Origin of the sequence: Microbacterium sp. 22215, assembly GCF_052045655.1 — a bacterium.
Taxonomy (GTDB): domain Bacteria; phylum Actinomycetota; class Actinomycetes; order Actinomycetales; family Microbacteriaceae; genus Microbacterium; species Microbacterium phyllosphaerae.
Genome location: NZ_JBQEPC010000011.1, coordinates 44,896 through 62,410 on the forward strand (window position 1 = coordinate 44,896; position 17,515 = coordinate 62,410).

The 17,515-nt window shown below is 68.7% G+C and carries 18 protein-coding genes and 1 tRNA gene; 2 read left to right on the top strand and 17 right to left on the bottom strand.

The window, feature by feature from the left end; genetic code table 11:
- Positions 1 to 22: 22 nt before the first annotated feature.
- Positions 23 to 1,342, bottom strand: a complete 1,320-nt coding sequence (locus ACTJKH_RS15865) for an ABC transporter substrate-binding protein (protein ID WP_440737710.1) — start codon at positions 1,340 to 1,342, stop codon at positions 23 to 25.
- A gap of 168 nt (positions 1,343 to 1,510) precedes the next feature.
- On the opposite strand from ACTJKH_RS15865, the gene ACTJKH_RS15870 reads away from it, so the two are divergent.
- Positions 1,511 to 2,557 carry a LacI family DNA-binding transcriptional regulator gene (locus tag ACTJKH_RS15870; RefSeq protein ID WP_440737711.1) on the top strand — a complete coding sequence of 349 codons (1,047 nt, stop codon included), beginning with the start codon at positions 1,511 to 1,513 and terminating at the stop codon, positions 2,555 to 2,557.
- Between the two features lie 49 nt (positions 2,558 to 2,606).
- Here the strand turns inward: ACTJKH_RS15870 and ACTJKH_RS15875 are convergent, their stop codons facing one another.
- The 3 genes from ACTJKH_RS15875 to ACTJKH_RS15885 form a co-directional block, all read right to left on the bottom strand.
- Positions 2,607 to 2,894: a hypothetical protein gene (locus ACTJKH_RS15875; protein ID WP_440737712.1), complete on the bottom strand. Its 288-nt coding sequence runs from the start codon at positions 2,892 to 2,894 to the stop codon at positions 2,607 to 2,609.
- 90 nt (positions 2,895 to 2,984) lie between these two features.
- A tRNA-Arg gene (locus ACTJKH_RS15880) sits at positions 2,985 to 3,057 on the bottom strand.
- A gap of 67 nt (positions 3,058 to 3,124) precedes the next feature.
- Complete coding sequence (locus tag ACTJKH_RS15885; protein ID WP_210097050.1) at positions 3,125 to 3,706, bottom strand: asparagine synthase; 582 nt, start codon at positions 3,704 to 3,706, stop codon at positions 3,125 to 3,127.
- Between the two features lie 128 nt (positions 3,707 to 3,834).
- On the opposite strand from ACTJKH_RS15885, the gene ACTJKH_RS15890 reads away from it, so the two are divergent.
- Positions 3,835 to 4,674, top strand: coding sequence for an SDR family NAD(P)-dependent oxidoreductase (locus tag ACTJKH_RS15890; protein ID WP_440737713.1), 840 nt, complete (start codon positions 3,835 to 3,837; stop codon positions 4,672 to 4,674).
- 1 nt (position 4,675) lies between these two features.
- Here ACTJKH_RS15890 and ACTJKH_RS15895 read toward each other — a convergent pair whose 3' ends face one another.
- The 13 genes from ACTJKH_RS15895 to ACTJKH_RS15955 all read right to left on the bottom strand — a co-directional run bounded on the left by ACTJKH_RS15895 (position 4,676) and on the right by ACTJKH_RS15955 (position 17,510).
- Complete coding sequence (locus ACTJKH_RS15895) at positions 4,676 to 5,539, bottom strand: hypothetical protein (protein WP_440737714.1); 864 nt, start codon at positions 5,537 to 5,539, stop codon at positions 4,676 to 4,678.
- A 10-nt stretch (positions 5,540 to 5,549) separates the two neighbouring features.
- The gene (locus ACTJKH_RS15900) at positions 5,550 to 5,795 is read right to left on the bottom strand and encodes a hypothetical protein (protein WP_440737715.1); all 246 of its coding nucleotides are present in this window, start codon (positions 5,793 to 5,795) and stop codon (positions 5,550 to 5,552) included.
- A gap of 73 nt (positions 5,796 to 5,868) precedes the next feature.
- Entirely contained in the window at positions 5,869 to 8,103 is a 2,235-nt protein-coding gene (locus ACTJKH_RS15905; protein ID WP_440737716.1) for a heavy metal translocating P-type ATPase, read from the bottom strand.
- A gap of 9 nt (positions 8,104 to 8,112) precedes the next feature.
- Positions 8,113 to 8,322 (bottom strand): heavy-metal-associated domain-containing protein, encoded by a 210-nt coding sequence (locus ACTJKH_RS15910; RefSeq protein WP_259160379.1) that lies wholly within the window; start codon positions 8,320 to 8,322, stop codon positions 8,113 to 8,115.
- Positions 8,323 to 8,429: 107 nt separating this feature from the next.
- Positions 8,430 to 9,047 (bottom strand): GntR family transcriptional regulator, encoded by a 618-nt coding sequence (locus tag ACTJKH_RS15915; protein ID WP_440737717.1) that lies wholly within the window; start codon positions 9,045 to 9,047, stop codon positions 8,430 to 8,432.
- Between the two features lie 197 nt (positions 9,048 to 9,244).
- Positions 9,245 to 9,886 carry an NADPH-dependent F420 reductase gene (locus ACTJKH_RS15920; RefSeq protein ID WP_440737718.1) on the bottom strand — a complete coding sequence of 214 codons (642 nt, stop codon included), beginning with the start codon at positions 9,884 to 9,886 and terminating at the stop codon, positions 9,245 to 9,247.
- Positions 9,887 to 9,945: 59 nt separating this feature from the next.
- On the bottom strand, positions 9,946 to 10,884 hold the full coding sequence (locus ACTJKH_RS15925) for a GNAT family N-acetyltransferase (RefSeq protein WP_440737719.1): 939 nt from the start codon (positions 10,882 to 10,884) through the stop codon (positions 9,946 to 9,948).
- 43 nt (positions 10,885 to 10,927) lie between these two features.
- The gene (gene sufU, locus ACTJKH_RS15930; RefSeq protein WP_440737720.1) at positions 10,928 to 11,362 is read right to left on the bottom strand and encodes a Fe-S cluster assembly sulfur transfer protein SufU; all 435 of its coding nucleotides are present in this window, start codon (positions 11,360 to 11,362) and stop codon (positions 10,928 to 10,930) included.
- Positions 11,359 to 12,681: a cysteine desulfurase gene (locus ACTJKH_RS15935; RefSeq protein WP_440737721.1), complete on the bottom strand. Its 1,323-nt coding sequence runs from the start codon at positions 12,679 to 12,681 to the stop codon at positions 11,359 to 11,361. Before ACTJKH_RS15935 ends, sufU begins: the two co-directional genes overlap by 4 nt.
- A gap of 57 nt (positions 12,682 to 12,738) precedes the next feature.
- Positions 12,739 to 14,535: a sigma-70 family RNA polymerase sigma factor gene (locus tag ACTJKH_RS15940; protein ID WP_440737722.1), complete on the bottom strand. Its 1,797-nt coding sequence runs from the start codon at positions 14,533 to 14,535 to the stop codon at positions 12,739 to 12,741.
- Between the two features lie 61 nt (positions 14,536 to 14,596).
- Positions 14,597 to 15,778, bottom strand: a complete 1,182-nt coding sequence (locus ACTJKH_RS15945; protein WP_440737723.1) for an alpha-hydroxy acid oxidase — start codon at positions 15,776 to 15,778, stop codon at positions 14,597 to 14,599.
- A gap of 23 nt (positions 15,779 to 15,801) precedes the next feature.
- Positions 15,802 to 16,569 carry an amino acid ABC transporter ATP-binding protein gene (locus ACTJKH_RS15950; protein WP_440737724.1) on the bottom strand — a complete coding sequence of 256 codons (768 nt, stop codon included), beginning with the start codon at positions 16,567 to 16,569 and terminating at the stop codon, positions 15,802 to 15,804.
- Positions 16,566 to 17,510: an amino acid ABC transporter permease gene (locus ACTJKH_RS15955; protein ID WP_440737725.1), complete on the bottom strand. Its 945-nt coding sequence runs from the start codon at positions 17,508 to 17,510 to the stop codon at positions 16,566 to 16,568. The genes ACTJKH_RS15950 and ACTJKH_RS15955 overlap by 4 nt, the downstream gene beginning before the upstream one ends.
- Between the last annotated feature and the right edge of the window lie 5 nt (positions 17,511 to 17,515).

Below are 17,515 nucleotides of genomic sequence, written 5' to 3' on the forward strand. Positions count from 1 at the left end.
CGATCGCCCGCCCCGGGAGTGGTCAGCCTTCGTCGTTGGCTGCCTGGACGAGCTTCATGAACTCTTCGCCGGACAGGCTGCCGTTGGCGAGGCCCGCACCGTTGTTCTGGCTGATGCCGGTGGCCTTGGGCGTGAAGAGCGCTTCGAACCACAGGACGCTCGAGGGTGCGTTCGCGATCTCCTCCTGCACGATCCGGGTCGTCTCGGGAAGATCTGCCGGCGGGTTGTCGACGACGAAGCCCGAGACCACGCCGCTCTCGTTCAGCGCGGTGTCACCGTATCCTTCAGCGATGCACTTCAGCCACGCGGCCGAGTCATCGTCGTAGTTCTTCTCGGCGAACATCACCGGGATGCCGACGTTCGCCGGGATCTCGTCGATGCTGCCCTTGCCTCCCTCGACGTCGGGGAACCGGGCGAAGCCGATGTTGTCGGCTCCGATCTGGTTCTGCGCCTCGTCGTTGAAGTTCGCGAGCGCCCAGCTTCCCATGTAGAAGAAAGCGGCCTTGCCCGTGAGGAAGAGGTTCATCGAGGCGTTGTAGTCGATCGAGCCGACCGCGTCGCCGAAGTATCCGTCCTTGCCGAGTTCGGCGACGGCGTCGGCGGCCGCGACGTACTCGGGGTCGGTGAGCTTGGCGTCGCCGTCGGCGACCTTCTGCAGGGCGTCGGCGCCGAGCGTGCGGAAGATGTAGTCGCCGACCAGGCGCGTGACGGGCCAGCCGTCCTTGCCGGCCGTCGCGAACGGCTGCACACCGGCATCCTTCAGTGTGGAGGCGGCGTCGACGAGGTCGTCCCACGTCTCGGGCACGTCGACGCCGTTGTCGTCGAGGAGCGCCTTGTTGTACCAGAACCCCTCGATGTTGAACTCGGTCGGCAGCGCGTAGAGCGCACCGTCGCCGTAGAGGGCCTTCACCGTGGATTCGGCTGCGGGCACGAGTCGGTCGGAGACGCCGAGGTCGTCGAGCGCCTTCGAGAGGTCGAGCACCTTGCCGCCGTCGATGAACTCCGACATGAGCGCCGGGGTGCCGGCGGCCATCTGCATGTCGGAGAGGCCGTCCTGGCTGGCGAGCAGCTGCAGCTGCTGGTCCCACTGGGTGCCCGAGATGTCGTCGGACGTCAGCGGCGCGGCCTTGTCCGCCGCCTTGCACTGGTCGCCTGCGAGACTTTCGAGCGTGTTGATGATCGTCGTGTTCTCGGTCTGACCGAGGTAGGTGAATTCGCCGTCTCCGGCACCGGACTCCGTGGATCCCGAACCTCCTGAGCAGGCCGAGAGCGCGAATGCACCGACACCGATGAGCGCGATTGCGGGGGCAAGGCGACGGGCGCGCCTCGTTGCTGTGGTCACTGTTCCTCCTTGAAGAGCGACGCCTCTTTTGAAGCGCTTCATTCACACCATGCCATACGAAAAAAGGGCATGTCAAGACCGTTACGAATCAGAAATGAAGCGCTTCATGACTCGACATGCTCTAGAGTTGAAGAGCCAGGTCATGGCGAGGATGCCGAGGAGGAAGACGTGACCGACACTCCCCCCTCCGGGCGATCGAAGCCCAGCATGGCGGACGTCGCGGCCCACGCAGGTGTCGCGCTCGGCACGGTCTCGAACACTCTCAACAACCCCGAGAAGGTGCGCGAAGCCACGCGGCGCAAGGTGCTCTCCTCCATCGCTGAACTCGGCTTCGTGCGCAACGATGCCGCGCGGTCTCTGGCTGCGGGCAACAGCACCTCGGTCGGCCTGGTGCTCGCAGACCTCGGCAACTCGTTCTTCGTCGACATCGCCCGCGGCGCCGAGCGTGCGCTGCGCCGCCACAAGATGGACGTCCTGATCGTCAACTCCGACGTCGATCCCGACCGCGAGGTCCACAATCTCGAGCTGCTCGATCGCTCACGCGTCGCCGGCATCATCCTCGCCCCTCTCGACACCGCCCTCGCGAAGTCCCCGCATCCGGCGAACCGCACGACACCGACAGTGCTGGCGAACTTCGAGTCCCCCTCGCTCGCGTATCCCGGGGTCATCGTGGACGAACGACACGGCGGCGCGCTGGCAGCCTCTCATCTGATCACCCTCGGTCGACGGCGACTGCTGTTCGTCGGCGGGCCCCGATTCCTCACGGCGGTGAACCAGCGCTGGGAGGGCGCGGAGCAGGCGACGGCCGCGCATCCCGACGCGTCGATCGACATCCTCGAGACCCGAGGAGTGAACATCCGTCACGGCCGGGATGCCGGGCGGCAGATCCTGGCGCGCGGTGCGGGAACATATGATGCGATCGTCGCGGCATCCGACCTCGTCGCGATCGGCCTCATCCAGATCCTCAACGAGGTGCCGGGCTTCTCGGTACCCGGCGACATCGCCATCACCGGCTACGACAACAACCACTTCGCATCCGAGAGCGCCATCCCGATCAGCACGGTGAGCCAGCCCGGCGAGGAGATGGGCGCCGTCGCCGCAGACCTGCTGCTCGAGCGCATCGCCAACCCGGGCGCCCCGTCACGCAGCGTGACGCTCGAGCCTCGCCTGCTTCCCCGTACGTCCACCCTCGGCGAGATGTGGCGCAGGGACTGACCCCCTCCCGCCCGGCGCCCAGCGCCCAGCGACAGCGGGATGATCCGGTTCAGCCTGCGACGATCAGACGCATCAGACGCACGAGCAGGAGTCCGACCGCGAGGAGCAGACCGAGATAGGCGAGCACCAGCCCGACGATGGCGGCGGCGCGGAACTCGCCGCGGCGAGATGCAGAGGCGTGTCCGATGAGCACGGCGGCGACGGCGATCGCGATCACCACCAGGTACCCCGGAATGCCGTTCGCGAACGCGAAGAGCACCACGAACGGGAGCAGGCCGCAGACGAGTGCGATCACATGCCACGCGCCGTTGCCCTGGGTCTTCTCGGGAAGCGTCATGAGCAGGAGCCTATCGACCCGTGACGACGCAGAAGCCCGGAGGGCAACGCAAAACCCCCGCCGCTTTCGCGACGGGGGTTTCAGCTGATGTGCGCCCGAAGGGACTCGAACCCCTAACCTTCTGATCCGTAGTCAGATGCTCTATCCATTGAGCTACGGGCGCTCCTGGACCGCTCAGCGGGCCGTGGAACAGCCTATAACAGTCACCACTCGAATGCGAATCGAGCAGGTCACTCGTCGTGTTCGGCGGCCTTCTGCTTCTTCTTCCGCTTCGCCTTCGCACGCTGCAGGGACGACAGAGCCTGCAGGTCGACGAGCCGCAGAGCCTGCATCCGGGCCTCGCGCATGCGATCGTAATCGGGGTCCTGGTCGGGACGCATACCCTCGACGCGGAGCCGACGATCGAGGTTGTGGCGCACGTCGGCCCAGGCGCCCTCTCGGGCCTCCTCGACGATGGCACGCAACGCGGCCTCGTTCTCCATCGTCTCGCGCAGCTTCGTCGCGACGCCGCGCGACTGCTTGGCCCGGCGTCGGAGGTTGCGCACGTCGCGGTCACGGTAGTCGTGTGTGCCCGAGGGATCGGAATGGCGACCGCGAGCGCGCTTGCGCAGCTCCGTCAGATTGCGCTCGACCTCTTCGGACTCCTCGGCCATGGCCCGCAGCGCTTCGCGCGCATCGGCGACGTACTTGTCGGTGTCGAACACGCCGTTCTCGGCGATCGTGCCGATGAGGATGTGATTCTTCACGGCGAGGCGCGCGGCAGCGGTCGCGATCGCAACGCCTTCGGCGATGGCATCCGCAGTTCGTCCCACCGCTACCTCCTCTCTTCGAGCGTACCGGTATCGCTCCCCGATGCAGTGGGCCAGAATGGATCGGAATCGGGTCGCACAGACCTGCTCGATCACCTGCGGCACTCCCGGTCGCCGCCAGGAGGAGTGCAATGACGAGTCTCACCCTCACCGGAAGCACCACGGTCATCACGGGAGCCGCGAGCGGAATGGGCGCCGAGATCGCCCGGATCCTCGCCGCGGACGGTGTGCACCTCGCGCTGATCGATCACAACGCCGAGGCGCTCGGGATGCTGGTGACAGAGCTCGCCGGTGCCACGGTCACCATGCACGTCGTCGACCTCCGCGACGATGAGGCCGTGTTCGCGACCGCTCGAGAGATCATCGCGTCGCATCCGCGCATCAACGCGCTGATCACCTGTGCCGGCTCGTCGATGCTCGGCACTCTCGAGCAGCTGACGATGGAGGAGATGCGCTGGTTGACCGACGTGAACCTGTGGGGCACCGTCTCGATCACGAAGGCACTCCTGCCCGCGCTGCGCGCCGCGCCCGCCGCTCACGTCACCCACCTCGCGAGCGTGTACGCCCTGGCGGCTCCTGCGGGGCGAATCCCCTACGCGCTGACCAAGTACGCGGTGAGAGGTTTCTCGGAGGCGCTCAGGCACGAGCTCGAGGGCACGTCGGTCACGGTCGGCGCCGTCTACCCGGCCGGTGTGCGTACGGGCATCATCCTGCACGGACGGTATGCCGCGGCGATCGATCCCGCCGTGGCGGCGAGGGCGGCAGCCGCGCAGGCGGCGATGTACCACACCGAGCCGGTGGATGCCGCCGCCCTCATCGTTCGTGCGACCGAACGACGACGGGCTCGCACGATGGTCGGCAGGGAGGCACGACTGGTCGACGTGCTGGTGCGGCTCGCGCCCGCGGGCTACTGGCGCGTGATGCGTCGTCCCCTGCGTGAGGCGATCGACACCACGACCCCGGCCCGCTGACTCACTTCACCGACCCGACCCAGATCGCCGACGCCCACGCCTGCTGATCGCCGTCGCATCCGACCGCACCGGGGAACCCTCTGACCACGGCCATGCAGTTGGCGAGGAACTCGGGGTCGCCGCCGAAGAGCGAGCCGTACGTGCCCGACGACGTGAGGGCTCCCCAGACGCGGAACTGGTAGATGTGGGCGAGCTCGTGCGCCATCGCCCATCTCAGCCGCTCGGGACTCCAGTCCACGATGTCGGCCCGGTATTTGATGTACCCGTTGCTGTTCGCGCAGGCGGGAGCGGATCCCCCTGCGCACGAGGCTGATTCGTAGAGCCCCACGCCGGTGCCGCCGACCGCGTCGAGAGCGGCACGCACTCTCGCGTATCCGTCGGGTCCGCTCGATGACCAGGCCGGCCCCGCGGGCGCGGCGTACTGCGCCGCCTCCCAGGTGGTCACGTCGTCGCCGACCTTGTCGATGAGCGCATGGACGGTGGCGGTCGCCGCGATCACGGTGGCCGGGTTCTTCCGCTCGTCGAGCACGGTCTGCTGGGCCGACAGAGCCGCAGCCCGATGCGCGGCGGTGTCGACCTTGCCCTCGGCGGCCGCGATCGCGGCCTTCAGCGCGTCGATCTCGTCGACGAAGGCAGGACGCACCGCGAGCACCGCCGCACGATCGTCCGTCTCCTTCTCCGCGATGTCGATCGCTCCCTCGAGGTGATCGGTGCGCATCTGGGCCGAACGGGTCGACTGCGACAGGCTCTGCAGCTCGGCGATCGCGGCCGCTCTGTCTTCGTCGAGAGCCGCGGCACGCCCCACCACACCCGAGGCGAGGAGCACGGCCGCGACCACACTGACCGAGAACACCCTCCGGATCACGACTGTCGCCTCATCGCAGGAAGCCTGTCGTGTCGGAGAGCTCGGTCTCCTGCTCGGCGATGGTCGCGCGCAGAGCGGTCAGCTTCTCGGCGAGCAGGTAGTTGGCGTCGCGGGTCGCGTCGAGGTTCTCCTCGGCCCGAGTGACGGCTGCTCGTGCCTCGTCGAGGGAGTCGACGCGTTGCTGGTCGGCGACCACGACGAGCACCGTTCCGCCGATCAGCAGCAGCCCCCCGGTGACGACAGCGACAGCCCTCATATCGCTCCCCAGAACAAGACGATTATCCGGAACGATTCCGTAGGCTCAATATATCCCCGCGAAAGGGGCCTTTCTAGCGCACCATCTCGCCCGCCGCGCTCCGGAAACGACGAAGCCGGAGACTGTTGAGAACGACGAACACGCTCGAGAACGCCATCGCCGCGCCGGCGAGCATGGGGTTCAGCAGACCCAGCGCCGCGAGCGGGATCGCCGCGACGTTGTAGGCGAGCGCCCAGAAGAGGTTGCCGCGGATCGTGCCGAGCGTGCGCCGCGCCAGGCGGATCGCGTCGACCGCCCCCCAGAGGTCGTCCCGCACGAGCGTGAGGTCGGATGCCTCGATCGCGGCGTCGGTTCCGGTGCCCATCGCGATCCCGAGATCGGACTGTGCGAGGGCCGCCGCGTCGTTGACGCCGTCGCCGACCATGGCGACCACGGCACCGCGTTCCTGCAGAGCGGTGATCACCTCGACCTTGCCCTCGGGAAGGACTCCTGCGCGCACCTCGTCGATGCCCACCACGCCGGCGATGCTCCGCGCCGCGCGCTCGTTGTCGCCGGTGAGCAGCACCGGGCGAAGCCCGAGTTCCCGCAGCGCGGCGATCGCGTCGGCACTGGTCGGCTTCACCTGATCCGCGACCACGAGGACACCGCGCACGCGGCCGTCCCACGCCACCACCACGGCAGTGCGCGCGTTCGCCTCCGCGCTGTCGAAGGCTGATGCGAGCTCCCCGTCGAGGCGCAGCGCCCAGTCCTCCAGGAGCGAGGGGCGACCGGCGATCACCGCCCGCGAATCCACGATGCCGGTCACACCACGGCCCGGAAGGTTGCGGAAGTCCGCGACGGCGGGCAGGTCGCCGATGCGCTCGGTGGCGCCCCGCACGATCGCCTGCGCGATGGGATGCTCGGATGCCTCTTCGACCGCGGCCGCGTAGCGGAGAACGTCGGAGAAGTCCTCCCCGTCCGCGACGATGATGTCCACGAGTGTCATCCGCCCCGTGGTGACCGTGCCGGTCTTGTCGAGCACGATCGTGTCGACGCGTCTGGTCGACTCGAGCACCTCCGGTCCCTTGATGAGCACACCGAGCTGGGCACCTCGACCGGTGCCGACGAGCAGTGCCATCGGCGTCGCCAGACCGAGGGCGCAGGGGCACGCGATGATCAGGACCGCCACGGCTGCGGTGAACGCGGCGGCCGCACCGCCGCCGACCAGCAGCCACACCACCAGGGTGAGGGCCGAGATGGCGAACACGATCGGCACGAACACCGCCGAGAGCCGGTCGGCCAGACGCTGGGCCTCGGCCTTGCCCGACTGGGCCTCTTCGACGAGGCGTGCCATGCGAGCGAGCTGGGTGTCGACACCGACCCGTGTCGCCGCGACGACCAGGCGTCCGCCCACGTTCACGGTGGCGCCGGTGACCGAATCCCCCGCTCGCACCTCGACCGGGACCGATTCACCGGTGAGCATCGAGGCGTCGACCGCTGACGACCCCTCTCGCACGATGCCGTCGGTCGCGATCTTCTCGCCGGGTCGGACGACGAACAGCTCCCCCACTGCGAGCCGCTCGAGTGGCATCCGCTCTTCGCGCCCGTCGCGCAGCACCGAGACGTCCTTGGCGCCGAGCTCGCCCAGAGCGCGGAGAGCCGCTCCGGCACGACGCTTCGAGCGCTGCTCGAGGAACCGGCCGAGCAGGAGGAACATCGTCACGCCCGCGGCCACCTCGAGGTAGATGCTGCCGAGGCCGTCGCCGCGTTCGATCGTGAATCGGAACGGATGGGTCATCCCCCACATGCCCGCGGTGCCGAAGAACAGTGCATACAGCGACCACAGATAGGCCGCTCCGACACCGACCGAGATGAGCGTGTCCATCGTGACGGCCCTGTGGCGCGCGTTGAGCACCGCCGCCCGGTGGAACGGCCAGGCCGCCCAAGTGACGACCGGCGTGGCGAGGGCGAGCGACACCCACTGCCACCCCGCGAGCTGCAGCGGCTCCGCCATCGCGAGCACGATCACCGGAACCGCGAGCACGGCCGCGACGATCAGCCGCAGCCGCAGGCGGCGGTAGGCGGGATCGACGTCGGGCGCTTCGTCCTCGCGCGGGAGTGCCGCTGCGTATCCGGTACGGACGACCTCCGAGATGAGGTCGTCGACGGCGATGCCGGGCGCGACCTCGACGTGGGCCTTCTCCGTCGCGTAGTTGACGGTCGCAGCCACACCCTCCATGCGGTTGAGTCGCTGCTCGATGCGCGAGGCGCACGACGCGCAGGTCATGCCCTCGATCTCGAGGTCGTACGACACCGCTTCGGCTGACATGGTCGCCCCTCAGGCGCGGACGGCGCTGTAGCCGGCCTCGTCGACGGCGGCGAGTACGGCGGCGTCATCGATCTCTGTGGCCGATGTCACGACCAGGCTGCCCGACGCGGCGCTGACCTCGATGCCGGTCACACCGTCGAGCTTCGCGACCTCGCTGCGGACCGAGCCCTCGCAGTGCCCGCAGGTCATACCGGTGACGGAGTAGGTGGTGGTGCTCATCTGTGCGTTCCCTCTCGACTGTTCCTGACGGGGTTTGATACCCCCCTGGGGTATCTCTCTCGTCATAACAGTACCCCGCGTCGAGGTATTCCTCAATGCAGGGATGCTCAGATCGAGTACGTGGGCGCGGCGAGACGCCGCTCGGCCGCCGCCTGACCGCTCGCGAGGTGGCGGGGTATCAGCCACCGAAGAGTCTCGACATCGCGCGCGACGACCGCCTCGAGGATCACCCGATGCTCATCCGCCATGGCGAGAAGGTCATCGTGCTGCCCGAAGAGCCACCGAAGGCGCGTGACGAACACGCCGATCAGCTCGCCGAGCATCTCGTTGCCCGCGAGCTCGGCCGAGATCTCGTGGAACTCCCCCGCTGCGATCCGCGCCGCCTCGACATCTCCCGCCTTCGACGCCGCGAGTTCACGCTCGTACGCCGCCTGCAGCCGTGCGATCCCCGCATCGTCGTGACGTTCGGCGGCGAAGACGAAGATCAGGGTCTCGATCGCCTCGCGCACCTCGCCGAAGTCCTGGATGTCACGGTGCGTGAACTCGCGCACGACGGCCCAGGTGCGCGGCCTCGCGACGACCACTCCCTCGCCGACCAACGTGCGGATCGCCTCGCGCACGGGCAGCCGCGACACGTTGAGCTCCGCCGCGATATCGCGTTCGACCAGCCGGGATCCGGGCACACGACGCCCGAGGATGATGTCATCACGCAGAATGCGCGTCACCCTCACCGACTCGAGTTCGCCGGCAGTCCCCACCCCCGCCATACCGCGATTGTCCCACCCGGAGAGCGGATCGACAAGTTTTGGTATCCCAACGGGAGATTTATGTCGTCTGCGCACCACTCACGCGCGGACGAAACAGAACAGGGCGCGGATGCCGCAGCATCCGCGCCCTGTCCGTCTGCGCTCAGGGCAGGCGGTTAGGGCAGGCGGTTCGCGATGGCGAGGTTCGCCGTGAGCTCCTCCGCGGTCTGCTTCACGACGTAGGCGGGACGATCACGCTCGACGCGCCAGGACTCGCTGAGCGGGCCGACGTTGACCGTGTCGAAGCCGGCCTCGTCATAGAAGCGCGTGACGAAATCGACGGCCTCGGCGTCGTCGCCCGCGGTCGCCAGCGCGCGGCGCCCCTCGGTTCCGGCCGGGGTGCCGTCAGTCGTGATGTCGGCCGCGTAGATGTGGTTGAAGGCCTTGGCGATCCGCGACGTCGGCAGCTGCTGCTGCAGAAGCTCCGAGGTCGTCGTCTCCCCCTTGTCGAGGGCGTCGATGTGACCGTCGCGCTCGAAGTAGTAGTTGTTCGTGTCGAGCACGATCTTGCCGGCGAGCTCCTCCACGGGGAGAGCGTCGATCTTGCCGAGCGGCACCGTGACGACGGCGACATCACCCGCCGCAGCGGCCTCCGCGGCCGTCGCCGCCTTCGCCCGCGGGCCGAGTTCGTCGACGAGACCTGCCAGTGTCTCCGGGCCGCGCGAGTTGGCGATCACCACGTCGTAGCCGTTCGCGACCGCGACGCGCGCGACCTGGCTGCCGATGTGTCCTGCACCGATGATTCCGAGAGTTGTCATGCTCGGGGCAACGCCTGAGCGACGAGGCTATTCCCTCCGTGACGCTGCGAGTCGCACGATCAGACGGTGAGGAGGAAGCGCTCCTCGACCCGGCGATACCCCAGACTCTCGTAGAGCCGGATGGCGCCGGTGTTGAAGCCGAAGACATGCAGGCCGATCGAATCCGCGCCGAGCCGACGGGCCTCCCGCTCGGCCGCATGCATGACGTCGCGCCCGAAACCCCTGCGGCGATGCCGCTCGGCGATCTCGATGTCGAGGATGAAGGCGTGCGGGCGTCCGGCACGAGATCGGACACCGATCCAGAGCACCCCGACCTCATCGCCGTCGACCTCGGCGACGAACAGCTCCTGCCCCTCCGACGCGACGCCGTCCGGGAGCTCGAGCTGCATCTGTCGGTGCGACTCGACCGCCGCATCCTCCTCCGAGTATCGGCCTGATGCGGCGAGATCCGCGGCGAAGGCGGCTTCGGATGCCACGGCGAAGCTCGTGAAGCGCTCCGCTGTCATCGGGCTCACGACCACACGCGAGCGCCCCTCGCGCGACGCGAGCGGTTCGAGGAGCATCTGGATCGAGGCGACCTCGAATCCGCCGCTCTCGACGAACGCGCGGCTCTCACCGTCGGACGCGTAGACGCCCATGCTGATCCGCGTGACCTGCTGTGTGCGGGCGAGAGTCCGCAGTTCCTCGAGCAGTCGGCCGCGCTGCGCGTCGCTCGGGCTGACGGCGAAAGCGAGATCCACGAGGAACAGCACGCCGTTGTTCGCGGCCAGCCAGGCCGTGCCCAGAGCGACTCCGTCGTCCTCGATCTCCAGGATCAGCGACGTCGGCGTCTCGTGGCCCTCCGCGAGCAGCTCGTCGACGAACTCATCGACGCGGTCCGCAGCGTCTTCGCCGACGAACATCCCCGAATCCCGCCTGAGCGCGATCAGTCGCACGCGAGTGGTCGCGAGCCAGTCGTCGAAACGGTCCGCAGGCAGAGGAGTCAGAAGAAGCGGCATGGTTCCATCCTGCACCTCACCGCGCAGGACCCATGCCTCGCGCTCATGCCTTATGCAGCGCGTCCTCCACGGCGACCCAGGCGAGCATCGCGCACTTCACGCGGGCCACGTACTTCGAGACTCCACCCAGGGCTGCGACGTCGCCGAGCAGCTCTTCGTCCGGCTCGATCTTGCCTCGCGAGCGCATGGCCTCGCGGAACGCCGCGATCCGCACCTCGAGATCCTCGACCGTCAGCCCCTCGGCGAGCTCGGCGAGAAGCGACGCGGATGCCTGTGAGATGGCGCAGCCGTGGCCCTCCCACGCGATCGCCTCGATGCTGCCGTCGCCGGCGCGATGCACCTGCAGGGTGACCTCGTCGCCGCAGGTCGGATTCACCTGATGCGATTGCGCCGCGATCTCTCCGCGGAGCCCGAACCCGTGCGGGGTGCGGGAGTGGTCGAGGATGAGTTCCTGGTACAGGTTCTGCAGGTCGCTCATGCGCCCCTCCGGAAGAAGTCGATGGCACCCTGAACACCGTCGAGCACGGCGTCGATCTCGTCATCGGTCGTGTACAGATATGTGCTCGCCCTGGTCGACGAGGTGACGCCGAGGCGTCGGTGCAGCGGCTGTGCGCAGTGGTGCCCGACGCGCACGGCGATGCCGCGGTCGTCGAGGAACTGGCCGAGGTCGTGCGAGTGGATGCCGTCGACGTCGAAGCTCGCGAGCCCCACGCGCGGCAGGTCGATGCCGGCGCCGAGCACGCGGACGCCGTCGATGGCGCTCAGCCCTGCGACGAGACGCGCCCCGAAGGCCGCCTCGTGCGCGGCGATGCGCGGCATCCCCACCGCCGTCAGGTAGTCGACGGCGGCGGCGAGCGCGATCGCCTGCGACACCCGTTGGGTGCCGGCTTCGAATCGCTGCGGCGGTGGCAGGTACGACGCCCCCGTCGTGGTGACGGTGGTGATCATCGAGCCGCCGGTGAGGAACGGCGGCATGGCCTCGAGCAGCTCGCGGCGGCCGTAGAGTGCACCGATGCCGGTGGGCCCGAGCATCTTGTGCCCGGAGAGCACCGCGAAGTCGACATCGAGAGCCCGGACGTCGAGCGGCAGATGGGGAGCCGACTGGCAGGCGTCGAGCACGACGAAGGCGCCGACGGCGCGTGCCAGGGCGACGAGCTGCTCGACGGGGTTGATCACGCCGAGCACGTTGGACACGTGGGTGAACGCGACGAGCTTGGTGCGCGCGGTGATGAGCTCGGCAGCGGCGTCGAGACGCAGCGCACCGTCGTCGTCGAGCGGGATCACCCGCAAGGTCGCCCCGGTGCGCGCCGCGAGCTCCTGCCACGGGATGAGGTTGGCGTGGTGCTCCATCTCGGTGGTGACGATCTCGTCGCCCTCGCGCAGACGCAGGCGCTCGGCATCCGCTCCGCCTCGTCCGAGCGATGCGTTGGAGATCGAGTAGGCGACGAGGTTCAACGCCTCTGTGGCATTCGAGGTCCAGACGATCTCGCCCTCGTCGGCGCCGATGAACCGGGCGACGGTGGCACGGGCGTCCTCGAAGACCTCTGTGGCCTCTGCGGCGAGCGTGTGCGCCCCGCGGTGCACCGCCGCGTTGAGCGTCGTCGCGAACTGGCGTTCGGCATCGAGCACCGCGAACGGACGCTGCGATGTGGCGCCGGAATCGAGGTACGAGAGTGGATGCCCGTTGACCTCGACCTGCAGGATCGGGAAGTCCTCGCGCAGCCGCCGCACCTCGAGATCCGTCAGAGGAGCGTCGCTCGGCGGGGCGACCGGATCGGAATCGCGGGGAGTGCTCATCGTTCAAGCTTCTCATCTGGCGCGGGCTGCGGGGTCACGGCGGAGCGACCCCGCAGCTCATGGAGAGACGAGGATGCGGTCGACCTCGGCCACCCCGAGGGCTCCGGTCACGGGGTCGACGTATCGCACCGTGACCTTCCGGAATCCTGGTGGAACATCGAGGAGTGTGGCGACCGTGGACGCGTCGGACAGCAGCACCGTTGAGGCCGGCCCACCGTCGAAGGAGAGGGAGACGGTCGCGCCGACGATGCCCTGCACGACGAGCGCGAGATCGTCATGCTCGCCGTCACCGTCGACATCCGTGCGGGCAAGGAACCCATTCGAATGATCGGCGAGCACCGGGGTGTCGAAGCCGATCGGCCCGATCGGGTCGCTGACGGTGACCTCCCCGGTGTCCGGCGCCGTGTGACGCACGGAGACGGACATGTCCTGGTGCAGCGCGTCGGCGTCGGGCACGACCGAGAACGTGCCCGCCTCGTCCACGATCGCGGTCGCGACGACGAGACCCCCCTCGTCGATGATCGCGATCTGCGCACCGGGGGTACCGGATCCGGTGATGGGAGGGATATCTGTCGATCCGGGCGGGATGATCCAGGAGATCGTCACCGGCACCTCGTGGATCGGCTCGACGACGGGCGGGGCCGCCGGGGGACGCACCTGCGGACGCGAACGTGGTTCGAGCGGAGTCGTCTCCTCATCGATCTGCGGAGACGGTGCAGGCTCGACGACCGAGTCCGGCGCGGGCTCCGCCGGCGAGTCCGGGAGCGTCTGCGCGTCCGGCTCGGTCGCAGGCGGAGCGGGAGGAATGACCGGGACCGTGGGCACGACCGGCGCCTCCTGCGAGACGGGTGTCGAGATCGGTGCGGGCGACTCGATGACGAGCGCGGGGGCTCCGTCGGCTGCCGGGGTCTCGGTCGGCGCGAGTTGAGCGGCGACCGCGACGATCGCGGCCGCGACCGTCACGACGACGACCGTGCCCCCCACGACGAGCCATGGCATGGCGCCCCTGGGCAGGGCTCCGGCGACGACCGCGGCCGAGGCGGGCGCCGGGGATGCCGCCGAGTATGCCGCGGCGGCGGGGCCGCCGATGATCGCCGGCAACAGCACGGCGCGCAGCTTCGATGACGCCTGGGCGACCTCCGCGCTCGCCATCGTGCACCGACGGCAGCTCTCGAGATGCGACTCGAACCGTGCGCGATCCGCACGCGCGACGTGTCGCTTGCGGCCCTGCGCGACGATGCGCTCGCAAGTCCAGCGGCATTCGGCATCGCGCCCGGGCTCCTTGATGTGCGCATGCAGCCAGGCGACCTTGAATCCCTCGCGGGCTCGTGTCGCGAGCACGGAGACGGCGTTCGGGGTCATCCCCATGAGCGGCGCGATCTCGCGGGGCTTCATGCCCTCGACCTCGAGGTACCACAGCAGCGTGCGCCACCGCTCGGGGAGGTCCTTGAACGCCGCGGTCAGCAGCGCCCGGTCGGAGAGGAGATCGAGGGAGTCTTCCGCGTCGTCGACCGGGAGCTCATCGATGTAGTCGAGGGCCAGATCCTTCTGCTTCCCTCCCCACGTGGCGGCCGCGCTGCGTACGGCGGCGAAGAGATACGGGCGGAACGCCTCGGTCGGCCCCCCGCCGTTGCGGATGGCGCTGAAGGTCTTCGCGAACGCCTCGCTGACCAGATCGTCGGGGTCGATCGAGCTCGTGATCGAGCGGGCTGCTCGCAACGCTGCGGGCGAATGACGATCCCACAGCACCCCGTAGGCGCGGCTGTCGCCCGCTCTGGTCGCCCTGACGAGGTCGTCGTCGCTCGTGTCCGGGTCGATGCGTGTGCGCGCGTCGACAGGCGTCGCCGCGCTCATGATCGCACCCCTTCCGGCGCCGGTTCCCCCGCGCCGAACGCCGCGGCCGCTGCGGCGGTGCTCACTGGGCGGCCTCGATCGCTGCGACCGCGGCCTCGAGACGCAGCCCCGTCGAATCCACGAGGGTGCAGGGCATCTCGTCGACGCGCGTCACACCGAGGAAGCCCATGACCGTCAGGAGCTCGTCATGGAGCACCTCGAACGCGCGATCGACCCCGGCCTGGCCCGCCGCCGCCAATCCGAGCGCGAACGGGCGACCGGCCGCGGCGGCGTCGGCCCCGAGGGACAGCGCCTTCGCGATGTCGGATCCTCGTCGCACGCCGCCGTCGACGATCACCGCCGCCCGTCCGTCGACCGCGTCGACGACCCCCGGGAGTGCCTCGATCGTGGCCTGCTGGCTGTCGAACTGTCGACCGCCGTGGTTCGAGACGAAGACCCCGTCTGCTCCGTGCTCGATCGCGAGGCGCGAGTCCTCGGGTGTCATGACGCCCTTGACGACGATGTTCCCCGTCCAGCTGCTGCGCAGTCGGGCGATGTCGTCCCACGTCGCCGTCTGGTTCTCGTTGCGCTCCATCCACGCCTCCATCTCGCGCATGCGGATGGTCCTCCCGTCGATGCGGTAGTTGCCCCACGTCATGGAACGCCCGAGCAGCCAGCGCACGACCCAGCCGGGGTGGAGCGCCGTGTCGACGACGTCGCGCAGGGGCGGCCGTGGCGGCATCCCCGTCCCATGCCTGAGGTCGCGGTCGCGCTTGCTCGACACGGCCACGTCTCCGGCGACCACGAGCGTGTCGATTCCCAGCGCCTGGGCACGATCGATGTGACGTCTCGTCTCTGCGGCATCGTTCCAGAAGGCGATCTGAGCCCACACGCGCCCCGGCGCGGCATCGGTCACCTCTTCGAGCGAGCAGCCGGACCACGGACTGTGCACGAAGACACTTCCTGCGGTCGCGGCTGCCCGCGCGATGGCCACGTCGGCGTCGGGGTGGCACACCGTCAGGAGCCCCATGGGGGACACGACCAGGGGAAGGTCGAGCCGGGTTCCGAGGATGCTGGTCGTCGCGTGGCGCTGCGAGGTGTCGACGAGCACCCGCTGGGTGAGCAGGTGGGCGTCGAGTGCCTCACGATTGCGTCGAAGGGTGAGCTCGTCCAGAGCCCCGCCTTCGATGAAGTCGAACACCATGGCCGGCAGCCGTCGGCGGGCGCGGTTCCTGAGGTCTTCGATGCTGTGGATGTTGTGCACGTCGTGCTCCTGTGAGGTGTGGGTCAGTGCAGGATTCGGGAGAGGAACGCCTGGGTGCGCTCGTGCTGCGGTCGAGCGAGGACCTCGTCGGGGGCTCCGCTCTCTACGACGACCCCGTCGGCCATGAAGACGACCTGATCGCTGACTTCTCGGGCGAAGCCGAGCTCGTGAGTGACGACCATCATCGTCATGCCCTCATCGGCGAGGTCGCGCATGACGGCGAGGACCTCTCCGACCAGTTCGGGGTCGAGTGCCGAGGTCGGTTCGTCGAAGAGCATCAGCTTCGGCTTCATCGCGAGCGCCCTGGCGATCGCGATGCGCTGCTGCTGTCCGCCCGAGAGCTCCTGCGGGTACGACGCCGCCTTGTCGGCCAGACCGACCCGCTCGAGGAGCACCATCGCCTCGTTCACGACATCAGCGCGCGGACGCCCCAGCACCTGGGTCGGCCCCTCGATCACGTTCTCGAGCGCGGTGCGGTGCGGGAAGAGGTTGAACCGCTGGAACACCATTCCGGTGTGACGCCTCGTCTTCGCGATCGCGGACTCCTTGGCCTCGAGCAGCCGCCCCCGGTGGCGCGTGGCCCCGACGAGCTCGCCGTCGACGAGGATGATGCCCGCGTCCACGGTCTCGAGCCGGTTCACGCAACGCAGCAGGGTGGTCTTGCCCGACCCGCTGGGGCCGATCAGGCACGTCACCGACCCCGTGGGGATCTGCAGCGAGACGTCCTTGAGCACGGTGTTGTGGCCGAAGGCCTTGCGCACCCCGCGGATCTCGACCATGTTGCGCGTCATGCGACCGGCTCCTTCGTCTTCTTGACCCGCACGACCCGCCGCGGGGTGAAGCCTCGCCCGTACCGCTCCTCGAGCCGGGACTGCACGATGCTGAGCACGGTGGTCAGCATCAGATACCAGATGCATGAGACGAGAAGCAGCGGGATCACCTCGTAGTTGAGGGAGTAGATGGACTGCACCGCGTAGAGCAGATCGGAGATCGCGAGCACGCTGACGAGCGACGTGCCCTTCAGCATCGAGATCACCTGGTTGCCCGTGGGTGGGATGACCACCCGCATCGCCTGCGGCAGCACCACACGGCGCAGCAGCTTCGATCGGGTCATGCCGAGCGCTCGTCCCGCATCGAGCTGGCCCTCGTCGACCGACGAGATGCCACTGCGGATGATCTCGGCCATATACGCCGCCTCGTTCAAGGACAGCCCCAGCAGGGCCGCGCCGAGCGGGGTGATCAGGACGTTGGCCGACCCCAGGACGATGCTCGGGCCGCCGAACGGCAGGCCAAAGGCGATGACCGGGTAGAGGGCTGCGATGTTGTACCAGAAGATGAGCTGAACCAGCAGCGGGGTGCCTCGGAAGAACCAGACGTAGACACCGCTCACCCCCGCGAACACGGGGTTGCCCGAGACCCGCATGATGGCGAGGACCACACCGAGGATGATGCCTGCCGTCATCGAGACGACCGTCAGGATGAGGGTCAGCAGCATGCCCTGCAGCACCTGCGGATCGAAGAGGTACGCGCCCACGACCGGCCAGCCGAACCGCGGATTCGTGGCGACGTCGATCAGGAAGAAGACGACGAAGAGGCAGAGCAGCGCGCCACCGATGAGGATGCCGAACCGGCGCCTCTTGTGGACCTCCAGCGAGGTGAGCGTGCGCTGAAGCCCGGTGACATCGCCTGCGGGCTCTCCCACCGGGGAGGCACCCTCATCGATCGTGGTCATCGCGT

What these genes read in the sequence shown, in the direction of transcription:
- ACTJKH_RS15920 (WP_440737718.1), bottom strand. Translation starts at nt 9,886, where the DNA reads ATGACAACTCTCGGAATCATCGGTGCAGGACACATCGGCAGCCAGGTC.
- ACTJKH_RS15955 (WP_440737725.1), bottom strand. Translation starts at nt 17,510, where the DNA reads ATGACCACGATCGATGAGGGTGCCTCCCCGGTGGGAGAGCCCGCAGGC.
- ACTJKH_RS15940 (WP_440737722.1), bottom strand. Translation starts at nt 14,535, where the DNA reads ATGAGCGCGGCGACGCCTGTCGACGCGCGCACACGCATCGACCCGGAC.
- sufU (WP_440737720.1), bottom strand. Translation starts at nt 11,362, where the DNA reads ATGAGCGACCTGCAGAACCTGTACCAGGAACTCATCCTCGACCACTCC.
- ACTJKH_RS15925 (WP_440737719.1), bottom strand. Translation starts at nt 10,884, where the DNA reads ATGCCGCTTCTTCTGACTCCTCTGCCTGCGGACCGTTTCGACGACTGG.
- ACTJKH_RS15950 (WP_440737724.1), bottom strand. Translation starts at nt 16,569, where the DNA reads ATGACGCGCAACATGGTCGAGATCCGCGGGGTGCGCAAGGCCTTCGGC.
- ACTJKH_RS15900 (WP_440737715.1), bottom strand. Translation starts at nt 5,795, where the DNA reads ATGAGGGCTGTCGCTGTCGTCACCGGGGGGCTGCTGCTGATCGGCGGA.
- ACTJKH_RS15875 (WP_440737712.1), bottom strand. Translation starts at nt 2,894, where the DNA reads ATGACGCTTCCCGAGAAGACCCAGGGCAACGGCGCGTGGCATGTGATC.
- ACTJKH_RS15910 (WP_259160379.1), bottom strand. Translation starts at nt 8,322, where the DNA reads ATGAGCACCACCACCTACTCCGTCACCGGTATGACCTGCGGGCACTGC.
- ACTJKH_RS15905 (WP_440737716.1), bottom strand. Translation starts at nt 8,103, where the DNA reads ATGTCAGCCGAAGCGGTGTCGTACGACCTCGAGATCGAGGGCATGACC.
- ACTJKH_RS15935 (WP_440737721.1), bottom strand. Translation starts at nt 12,681, where the DNA reads ATGAGCACTCCCCGCGATTCCGATCCGGTCGCCCCGCCGAGCGACGCT.
- ACTJKH_RS15890 (WP_440737713.1), top strand. Translation starts at nt 3,835, where the DNA reads ATGACGAGTCTCACCCTCACCGGAAGCACCACGGTCATCACGGGAGCC.